Below are 10,293 nucleotides of genomic sequence, written 5' to 3' on the forward strand. Positions count from 1 at the left end.
TGGCGACTTTGCACGCCATCTGCTTGCAAATTTTTATGTGGTATTGCCTAGAGGACAGGGCACAGCATGCTGTGCCCGCTGACAAAAAACGGAAAGCAGTATTAGCGAAAGGATTCATGCGGCATCGGAAGGCTCTGGTGCCGCATGAAGCAGGTTATAGGAAAAATGGGCATTTTTGATTTATTTCAGCAGATCGAGTCAGGTTCCGCCGGCAGAGTGCACGGCAAGCTGAGCTGGATCGTTGCCGGTCTGGGAAACCCCGGGCTGGAATACGAACACACCCGCCACAATGCCGGCTTTCTGGCGGTGGAGGAACTGGCGAAACAGTGCGGCGGCGTAAAACTGAACCAGATGAAGTTTCAGTCCAACTGCTGCGAGGCGATGCTGGGGGAAGTACGCTGCCTGCTGATGCAGCCGACGACATACATGAACCTCAGCGGCGATGCCATTGCGGCGGCGGCGAACTTCTACAAGATCCCGCCGGAGCAGGTGCTGGTCATTTATGATGACATCTCCCTGCCGCCGGGAAAGCTGCGGCTGCGGCGAAAGGGCAGTGCCGGCGGACACAACGGCATCAAGAGCATTATCGCACAGCTGGGCACGGAGGAATTTCCCCGTATCCGCGTAGGCGTGGGGGCGAAGCCAAATCCCCAGTATGATCTGGCGGACTGGGTGCTGTCCAAGTTCAGCGAGGAGGATATGACTGCCCTGCAGCCGGCACTGGAACACGCCGCAGATGCTGCCGTGAAGATCGTGGGCGGCGACATGAACACCGCAATGAATCTGTACAGTCACTAATCTCTGTACAGTCACTAATCCGTGTTTTCTTAGAAACGAAAGGCAGGGGAATCAGCCATGCAGTTTTTTACCGCAACAATGGAACAGCTGTCGGCATATCAGGAACTGATGCGGGCAAGGCAGGAGGGTGTGACACCGGTGTCCTTTACCGGCGTTTCCCAGATTCACAAGGCACACCTGCTGGCGGCATTGAGCCAGACCTCGGCACCGGTTCTGGTCATCACTGCCGACGAAGCAGAGGCACGTCGGCTCTGTGATGATGTCAACACCATGCTGGAAGAAACTGCGGCATGGGTATTTCCGGCGAAAGAAGTGATTCTGACACCGGTAGAGGGCATCACCACTGCCTATGAACACGCCAGGATCGGAGCACTGGCTGCGTTGCAGAACGGGCAGTGCAAGGTGGTTGCCGCCAGCATCGAGGCTCTGCTCCAGCCCACCCTTTCGCCGGAACAGCTGCGGGGACATACCATATTATTACAGCAGGACGGCACGGCAGACCTGTCGGAACTGACCAGAAAGCTGACGGACTGCGGCTATGTCCGCGGGGACAGCGTTTCCGGTCAGGGACAATTCTCCGTCCGCGGTGATATTGTGGACATCTTTCCGGTGCAGCTTTCGGCTCCGGTGCGGCTGGAATTCTGGGACGATACCATTGACACCATGCACTATTTCGATCCGGAAACCCAGCGGCGGACAGACCCGCTGGACGAGGTGCTGGTGCCGCCGGCACGGGAAACCCTCTGCGACCCTGCGGAGCTGGCGAAGAAAATTCGTATGCTGGGAAAGTCGCTCCGCATTCGCCGTGCCGATCTGGTGCGGGAAAAGCTTTATGCCGATGCCGATCATCTGGAAGCCGGCATGATTCCGGTGCATCTGGATAAGTACGCCCCGCTGCTGTGGGAGCAGCCGCCGATGCTGTATGATTACGGCATGGAGATCGTCTGCTGGAGCGAATACGGTGCCATTGTGGAGAGCCAGCGTGGGCTGATGGCACAGTATCAGGAGGACTGCAAGCTGCTGCTGGAGGAGGGCAGCCTTTGCCGCGGTCTGGAGGGCTATTATCAGGACCCTGCGGAAACGGCGGCGAAGCTGGACAAACGCTTTCAGGTGTATTGCAGCAATTTCCTGCAAGGCGGCGAACATGTGGAATTTCAGAAGCTGCTCAGTGTGCAGGCAGTCCAGAACGCCCCGTGGGGCGGGGAACTGCGGCAGCTGACTGAGGACTTGCAGGAGTACAGCAGTCAGGGCTACTGCACCATGCTCTGTGCCGGCAGTGAAAAAACGCTGCCGATCTTGCAGCAGGACTTGCAGGAAAGCGGGATCCGCTGCGAACTGGCGGAACCGGACAGCGTGTGGCGTGCGGGCGTGGTCTATCTCCGCACCGGCAGCCTGTCCGGCGGCTTCGCCTATCCGGAAACCAAAACGGCTCTCATCACACAGGGCAGAGCACTCCACGCCGGCACACGGCGGCGGAAACAGCACCGCCGCGGTGAGGAGATCCGGACACTGGCGGACATTGTCCCCGGCGATCTGGTGGTGCATGCCCTGCACGGTATCGGCCGGTTTCTGGGAATCCGCAAGCTGGAACTGGAGGGCGTGACCAAGGACTACATCACCATTCAGTATGCCGGCAAGGAAAACTTGTATGTGCCGGTCACACAGCTGGACATGGTGACGAAATACATCGGTCCGCGGGAAGATTCCAACGTAAAACTCAGCCGGCTGTCCTCGCCGGAGTGGCAGAAGACTCGCAGCAACGTCCGCCGTGCGGTGAAAGATATGGCGGACGAACTGCTGGCACTGTATGCCAAGCGGGAAAAGACCAGGGGCTTTGCCTTTGAACCGGACAGTCCGGAACAGCATGACTTTGAGGCTCGGTTCCCCTATGTGGAAACGGAAGATCAGCTGGCATGCATCGACGAGATCAAGCACGACATGGAGCAGGAACGCCCCATGGAACGGCTGCTCTGCGGCGACGTGGGCTTCGGAAAAACAGAGGTGGCTCTCCGTGCGGCAATGAAATGCGTCATGAGCGGGAAACAGTGTGCCATTCTGGTGCCGACCACTGTGCTCGCCATGCAGCATTATCAGACGGCAGTCCGCCGGTTTGAACATTTTCCGGTGAACGTGGTGATGCTGTCCCGCTTTGTTCCCCAGAAGCGGCAGAAAGAGATTCTGAAAGAGATCAGAAGCGGCAAGGCGGATGTCATTATCGGCACCCACCGTATTGTGCAGAAAGACGTGGAATTCCGTTCGCTGGGGCTGGCGATCGTGGACGAGGAACAGCGGTTCGGCGTGGCACACAAGGAAAAGTTCAAGCACATGTTTGCCGGCGTGGATATGCTGACCTTGTCGGCAACGCCCATTCCCCGCACATTGAATATGGCAATGAGCGGCATACGGGATATGTCCGTCATCTCCCAGCCGCCGCAGGATCGCTATCCGGTGCAGACTTATGTCATGGAGTACAGCGAGCCGGTACTGGTGCAGGCGATTCAGCGGGAACTGAAACGGGGCGGACAGGTGTACTATATCCACAACCGCATTGACACCATTGAGTTCACCGCGGCGAAGCTGCAGCGGTATCTGCCGGACGCACGGATTCTGGTGGCACACGGGCGAATGGGCGAGGCGGAAATGTCGGAGATCTGGCGGAAGCTGGTGGAACATGAGGCGGATATTCTGGTCTGCACGACCATTATCGAAACCGGCGTGGACGTGCCGAACGTGAACACCCTCATTATTGAAAATGCCGACTGCTTCGGACTGTCCCAGCTGTATCAGCTGCGGGGACGTGTCGGACGTTCCAACCGCCGTGCTTATGCCTATTTCACGTTTCAGCGGGACAAGGTGCTGCGGGAGGAATCCACGCGGCGGCTGGCGGCAATGCGGGAATTTACCCAGTTCGGCAGCGGCTTTCACATTGCCCTGCGGGACTTGGAAATTCGCGGAGCAGGCAGTCTGCTGGGCGGCAGACAGCACGGACACATGGAATCCGTGGGCTATGACATGTACCTGCGGCTGCTGGGCGAAGCTGTGGCGGAAGCCAAGGGCGAGCCGATACAGGAAACGGCAGAGTGCACCGTGGATATTCAGATCGATGCCCATATTCCGGAAAGCTACATGGAGAGCCTGAGCCAGCGGCTGGATATGTACCGGAAGATCGCCGGCGTGCGGAATCAGGAGGACGAAATGGACCTGCTGGACGAACTGATCGACCGGTACGGCGAACCGCCGAAATCGGTGCAGGGGCTGATCACTGTGTCCCGTCTGCGGAACACAGCGGCACAGCTGGGGATCACGGAGATCAACCAGCGTGGCGGCAGCATGCTGTTCTATATGGAGCACCCCACGGCGGAAATGATCGGGGCACTGTCCCGGAAGTATCGGGGACGGGTGCAGTTCGGCAGCGTGGGGAAGCCCTATCTCGGCGTGGAACTGGCGGGAGAACCGCCATTGGAATTGTTCCGCGAAGTCTTGGACGTTTTAGGAAAAGCTGGGAAAAGCAGCGTGAAATAATACTGCCGCAGTGCAATTTTGTGCGGTTTTTGTCGAAGTTAACGGATTTCCTCTTGAAATTTAGTCAAAATGTGCATAGACAGCTTTTTTGAAATGTGCTATAATACTGAAAGAATGTGAAACGCATTGCGTGGCAGTGCGTGAATAAGGAGGAGCTTACAATGAAGTTTATGAAGAAGATCATGGCAGCTGTTGCGGCATCTGCGGTTGCAGCGGTTTCTGTTGTAGGAGCAAGCTTAAGTGCATATGCATTACAGCCGGCAACTGGTGCACCGTACACAGTTTATATGGCTGTTTCTGCCGGCAGCGAGCAGCAGTGGAATCCGGGTGAAATGGCTACCACTACTGATGCGTCTATCGATAAAGACGGTGATTACAGCTGCTCCGTTACATTTGAAAAGGGATCTGCTACTATTGAGTATCTGAGTCTGGATTCAAACATCAACGTATATTCATTTGTAGAAGAAGGCGGCGATCCGTTTAAGGACGGCACAGCAAAGATCAAGATCAATTCTATTGAAATTAAGCATACAGATGGTTCGACCGGAACAATTGCAATGCGGGAATCTGCTACTTCTCTGAGAACTGCTGATGACGGCAAGTGCCTGCGTTACAGCATTCTGGACAACTGGGGTTCCAGTACGCATGAAAATAATATCGACAAGGATCTGTCTAGTGCAGGCGGCTTGGGTGAAGGCGACACCTTGGTTGTAAACTTCAATATCAGCGGTATTGAAGCTGGCGGCGGTACGGCAACTACTGATCCGGCATCTACCACTGAGGCACCGCAGAACACAGATCCGAATGGTACAACTGCTGATCCGAGCAAGACCACTGCAGCAGGCGAAACTACAACTACCGCAGCAGGCGGCAACGGCGGTTCTTCCAACGGCAGCAATGGTGGTTCTTCCAACAGCGGCAATAACAGCAGCTCCGGTGGTTCTTCCAGTTCCAACAGCTCCAAGAGCGGTACCAACAATGCAAAGACTTCTCAGACTGGTGACTTTGGCATTGCCGCAGTCGCACTGGGTGCAGTAGCAACCGCAGCTTTGGGCGTTGGTGCATACACGATCACCAGAAAGAAGAAGTAATTCTGCTTCTGGCGAATCTTATTTTTGACAGTCTCATTTTTTCATTTTTACCCCTATAATACAGGAAAAGTCCTCACTCGAAAGAGTGGGGACTTTTCCGTTTGTGGGGATATGGGCAATGTTCCTGTCATTGTCTGGTTAAGGAAACACTGCATAAAGCTTGTGCGTAAGATGCGTAGTCAGATTTTTTGGCAGATTGCTCAGAAATTCCGCAGGCAGACTGCCGTTATTATGGCAAGGGATTTCTGGGCAATATGACGGGAAAATCTGTACGCAGATTGCGTGCAAAGCCGTCAGGCGGGCTTTATGCAGTGTTTCCTTAATACGATTTCACGCATTCCGATCCCGCTGGATTACTGCCAGTTGGTCGCAGCGTTCGTTTTCGGGGTGACCGGCGTGTCCCTTGACCCAGTGGAATGTGACCTGATGCTTTTCCAGCAGCGGGAGCAGCTGTTTCCACAAGTCCACATTCAGTGCAGGCTTCTTGTCCGACTTGACCCAGCCCCGTTTCTGCCAGCCGTAGACCCAGCCCTTGGTGATGCTGTCCACCACGTATTTGCTGTCCGTAGTCAGCAGAACGTTGCACGGTTCTTTCAGGGCGGACAGGGCTTCGATGACACCGGTCAGTTCCATGCGGTTGTTGGTGGTTTCGTGTTCGCCGCCGGAGAGTTCCTTTTCCGCGGTGCCGTACCGCAGGATCGCTCCCCAGCCGCCCGGTCCGGGGTTGCCGCTGCATGCTCCGTCTGTGAAGATCTGTACTGTTTTCATATGTTGCCTCCTTGTATTTTCTGCATAGGTTCTATTATACTATATATTTGAAAATTCTGCAACCGGCAATTTGCACGGGCATGTTCTGTGGGATTTCCAAAAATATTTCCCACAATTTGTGCAAGTTGACCGTCTGAAATGCTTGACCTTTCTCAAATTTTATGCTATAATACAAGTGCTAGATTCGTGACACGAATCGTTTTTTGTGCGATATAATTTGGAAGGGAGTTTTTTACAAGAATGAGAACTTTAAAACGTATGCTGGCGGCACTGATGGCTTTGACAATGGTGGGAGTACTGGGTGCCTGCGGCGGCGGTTCGGACGATTCCAAGAGTGCTTCTTCCTCCGAGGCAGAATCTGCCTATAAGGAAAAGGACGACGTTGCCATTGATGCTTCTCTGGTAGACGATATGGTCAAGAATGATCCGGACATTAAGGGACAGACCATTTACTGGCTGGCAGACTATGACATCAACCCGAAGAACAATCAGGACAGAAGCGTTGCCCTGTCGCTGTTCGAGGACAAATATGGTGCAAAGGTGGAGTATGTTTCCTGTACCTCTGACACCAAGTTTGACACACTGGCAAGCCGTATTCTGGGCGGCGATCCGGTGGACATGTTCCCCTATGAGTGGGACGCTGTGCCCAACGGCGTGACCAAGGAACAGTATCAGCCGCTGGACGACTATCTGGATCTGAGCGACGACATCTGGTCGGATATGTCAGACGTTATTGAAATGTTCAAGTATAAGGACAAGCATTATGTAGTACCGTACTGCCTGTCTGATCCGCTGCTGATCACCTATAACCGTTCCCTGTGTGAGGAGAACGGTCTGGACGATCCTTACGAGCTGTACAAGAAGGACAAGTGGGACTGGGACGCTTTCATGGACATGATGAAAACGTTCGTTTCCAATGCCAAGGACGGCGAAACCCGCTACGGCATCAACGGCTGGTTTGGTCAGGCAATGGTGCAGTCTACCGGCGAAACATTTGTCAAGTATGACGGCTCCAAGTTCTCCAACAATATCAGCAATCCGGCAATTGAAGAAGCTGAGGGTGTAATGGAAGAAATCATGAGCCTTGGTCTGTATGATCCCACATGGTACGGCTATCTGCCGGACGACGGCTCCACGCTGTTCTTCGGCATGGCAGACTGGGCACTGGGTGCATCGAATGTCAAGGCGGATCCGAATCCGGACTATGAAGATGACGGCTTTGTGGAAGAAAACGATCTAATGATCGTACCGTTCCCGAAGCAGCCGGGCAGCGATGAATACTATCTGAACTGCAACTTCGGTGCAAAGATGCTGGTCAAGAATTCTGACAAGGGCGATGCAGTTGCAGCGTACATCAAATGTGAGCGTCTGGCAGCTATGATCGACGAATACAAGGACGCTGCCAAGGAAAAGGCGATCATTCCGGAAGTCAATGCACAGGGCAAGCTGAAGTCCTATGTGACCGAGGAACAGTATGATGCGTTGCAGGATTACAAGGATCCGAAGAACATCACACCGGTATTCGACTTCGGCTACGGCATGGGCAGCAGAATGTACGGCGACGGCGAATACACCTACGAAACCAGAGGTGTCATGAACAACCTGACCTCTGCACTGCTGAACGGCGACAAGGACTCCTGGGCTGTACTGCGTGACGAGTGGTCCTCTGTGATCGATGAAGTCATTGATGGCTACAACAACAAATAAGACAAATATCCTTCTTTGAGATTTTTTGAAAAAAAGCTTCTTCGCGTTGGCGGGGAAGCTTTTTGTTGCCTTTTGCAGAAAACTGTGCTATAATAGAGCGAAAGAGGCTGTGTTCCCTCGAACAACATTTTTTCAGAAAGGAGGAATCGTTTCATGGACGCATTATTTCAGCCGGTTGCCAACCTGAAAGGCATTGGCACCAAGCGGGCGGAGGCTCTGGAAAAGCTGGGGATCCGCACTCCCTATGATTTGCTGTACCATGTGCCGCGGGGGTATCTGGACTACAGCCACCCTGTCCCCGTTGCGGCGGCACCTACGGGAGAACCCTGTGTGATTCGGGTGCAGATCGTGCACAAGCTTGCCCCGCAGTTTATCCGCAAGGGCATGACCATTTTCAAGGCGGTTGCCACGGACGGGCTGAATGACGTGACGGTGATCTTATACAACAACCCCTACGGCTTTCAGGCTCTGCACACGGGAAGCTGGTACCGCATGTCCGGCAAATTGCAGGGCGGACTGCTGCGGCGGGAAATTTCTGCACCTCACGTGCTGGCGGACGACAGCAAGGAACTGATCTACCCGTCCTATCCTTTGACCAGCGGCATTACCATGCCGATTCTGGTGCGGGCAGTCAAGCAGGCGATCGAACTGATGCGGCAGCAGCCTTTCGACTGGATGCCGGAGGAGATGCGTCTGGAACACGGACTGCTGCCCCTGACGGCGGCACTGGAACAGGTGCATTTTCCTGCCAATCCGGCACTGATGGAAACGGCTCGCCGGCGGCTTGCCTTTGACGAACTGCTGCAATTGCAGCTGGGCATGCTGATACGCCGTGCGGACAACCGGCGGCGGTCTGCCTATCCCATGCGGCAGGATACCGATCTGGAACCGTTTTACGGGGCGTTGCCGTTTACCATGACGGCAGGACAGAAGCATGCAGTGGAGGAAATTACAGCCGACCTGTGCGGTGATGCTCCCATGAACCGCCTGTTACAGGGCGATGTGGGCAGCGGGAAAACTGCGGTTGCGGCGGCGGCGTGCTATTTTGCCGCACGGAACGGCATGCAGTGTGCTCTGATGGCTCCGACGGAAATTCTGGCGGTGCAGCACTATCACACCATGCAGCAGTTTCTGGAGCCGCTGGGCGTGTCTGTGGGGCTGCTCACCGGCTCTGTCCGTGCCAAGGAACGGCGGGAGATTTACGAAGCACTGGCGGACGGCAGCATGACGCTGGTGGTGGGCACCCATGCGATTTTTCAGAAAGAGGTTTCCTTTGCACGGCTGGGGCTGGTAATTACGGACGAGCAGCATCGCTTCGGCGTGGCACAGCGGACGCTGCTGGCGGACAAGGGCGGCTGTCCTCACAAGCTGGTCATGTCGGCGACGCCGATTCCCCGCACGCTGGCTCTGATGATCTACGGCGATCTGGACATTTCTGTTCTGAAAGAACTGCCCCGCGGACGGCTGCCGGTGCAGACTTTTGCAGTCACCGGAAAGCTGCGGCAGCGGGCGTACAGCTTTATCCGGCAGCAGCTGGAACAGGGGCATCAGGGCTATATTGTCTGCCCCATGATCGACGATCGGGACGAGAGCGAATTACAGGCGGTTTCCAGCTATGCAGAGTCCATACAGGCAGGGGCGTTCTCTGCCTATCGGGTGGGACTGCTCCACGGCAGAATGAAGCCGGCAGAGAAGGACAACGTGATGACGGCGTTCCGGAACCATGAACTGGATCTGCTGGTCAGCACCACCGTGATTGAAGTTGGCGTTGATGTGCCAAACGCTACCATTTTGCTGATCGAAAACGCTGAACGGTTCGGCTTGTCCCAGCTGCACCAGCTGCGGGGCCGCGTGGGACGGGGCAGTGCACAGAGTTACTGTATCCTCATGACCGACCACGTGACGGAGGACTGCCGCACCCGCATGCAGATCATGAGCCGTACCAACGACGGCTTTCAGATCGCGGAGGCGGATTTACAGCTGCGGGGGCCGGGGGACTTTTTCGGGCAGCGGCAGCACGGTCTGCCGCCGTTACAGATCGCCGACCTGTCCCATGACACCCAGCTGCTCCATGAAGTGCAGGAAACGGCAAAAAAAATTCTGGAAAAAGATGCGGATCTGTCGGCTCCCGAACATGGGGCGTTGCGGCTGGAAGTACTGCGGCTGTTCCGTCGCAGCGGCGAAAATGGCAGAAATTAGACGGCTTTCATGTGCATATCACACAATGGAACAATGTTGAAACTATACAGACATAACAAAGTGTGCGTTTTTTCGATTTTTTTGAAAAAAACGCTTGACAAACCCCTTGCAATGTGATATACTGTAATAGTCGCCGGTGAGGAAAACACAAAAAACACCGGAAAGACAAGCAAGTGGAAGCTTAGCTCAGCTGGGAGAGCATCTGCCT

Annotated in this window: 6 protein-coding genes; 5 read left to right on the plus strand and 1 reads right to left on the minus strand. The window is 55.0% G+C overall.

The genetic code is table 11. The features are described 5' to 3' along the window. Positions 1-165: 165 nt before the first annotated feature. The 3 genes from pth (at position 166) to RUMCAL_RS10340 (ending at position 5,411) form a co-directional block, all read left to right on the plus strand. Positions 166-798, plus strand: coding sequence for an aminoacyl-tRNA hydrolase (gene pth, locus RUMCAL_RS10330; protein WP_021682806.1), 633 nt, complete (start codon positions 166-168; stop codon positions 796-798). A 57-nt stretch (positions 799-855) separates the two neighbouring features. Further along, positions 856-4,320 carry a transcription-repair coupling factor gene (mfd, locus tag RUMCAL_RS10335; RefSeq protein WP_021682807.1) on the plus strand — a complete coding sequence of 1,155 codons (3,465 nt, stop codon included), beginning with the start codon at positions 856-858 and terminating at the stop codon, positions 4,318-4,320. A 161-nt stretch (positions 4,321-4,481) separates the two neighbouring features. Further along, on the plus strand, positions 4,482-5,411 hold the full coding sequence (locus RUMCAL_RS10340) for a hypothetical protein (protein WP_040647928.1): 930 nt from the start codon (positions 4,482-4,484) through the stop codon (positions 5,409-5,411). 330 nt (positions 5,412-5,741) lie between these two features. Here RUMCAL_RS10340 and rnhA read toward each other — a convergent pair whose 3' ends face one another. Then, complete coding sequence (gene rnhA, locus RUMCAL_RS10345) at positions 5,742-6,179, minus strand: ribonuclease HI (RefSeq protein ID WP_021682810.1); 438 nt, start codon at positions 6,177-6,179, stop codon at positions 5,742-5,744. A gap of 240 nt (positions 6,180-6,419) precedes the next feature. Between rnhA and RUMCAL_RS10350 the strand changes: the two genes are divergently transcribed. Beyond that, complete coding sequence (locus RUMCAL_RS10350; protein WP_084194408.1) at positions 6,420-7,886, plus strand: ABC transporter substrate-binding protein; 1,467 nt, start codon at positions 6,420-6,422, stop codon at positions 7,884-7,886. 153 nt (positions 7,887-8,039) lie between these two features. Next, positions 8,040-10,085 carry an ATP-dependent DNA helicase RecG gene (gene recG, locus RUMCAL_RS10355; RefSeq protein ID WP_021682813.1) on the plus strand — a complete coding sequence of 682 codons (2,046 nt, stop codon included), beginning with the start codon at positions 8,040-8,042 and terminating at the stop codon, positions 10,083-10,085. Positions 10,086-10,293: the final 208 nt, after the last annotated feature.

Origin of the sequence: Ruminococcus callidus ATCC 27760 (assembly GCF_000468015.1) — a bacterium.
Lineage (GTDB): Bacteria > Bacillota > Clostridia > Oscillospirales > Ruminococcaceae > Ruminococcus_C > Ruminococcus_C callidus.

Excerpts from the sequence above, each read along its gene's own strand:
- RUMCAL_RS10350 (WP_084194408.1), top strand. The coding sequence starts at position 6,420 with ATGAGAACTTTAAAACGTATGCTGGCGGCACTGATGGCTTTGACAATG.
- mfd (WP_021682807.1), top strand. The coding sequence starts at position 856 with ATGCAGTTTTTTACCGCAACAATGGAACAGCTGTCGGCATATCAGGAA.
- recG (WP_021682813.1), top strand. The coding sequence starts at position 8,040 with ATGGACGCATTATTTCAGCCGGTTGCCAACCTGAAAGGCATTGGCACC.
- pth (WP_021682806.1), top strand. The coding sequence starts at position 166 with ATGGGCATTTTTGATTTATTTCAGCAGATCGAGTCAGGTTCCGCCGGC.
- RUMCAL_RS10340 (WP_040647928.1), top strand. The coding sequence starts at position 4,482 with ATGAAGTTTATGAAGAAGATCATGGCAGCTGTTGCGGCATCTGCGGTT.
- rnhA (WP_021682810.1), bottom strand. The coding sequence starts at position 6,179 with ATGAAAACAGTACAGATCTTCACAGACGGAGCATGCAGCGGCAACCCC.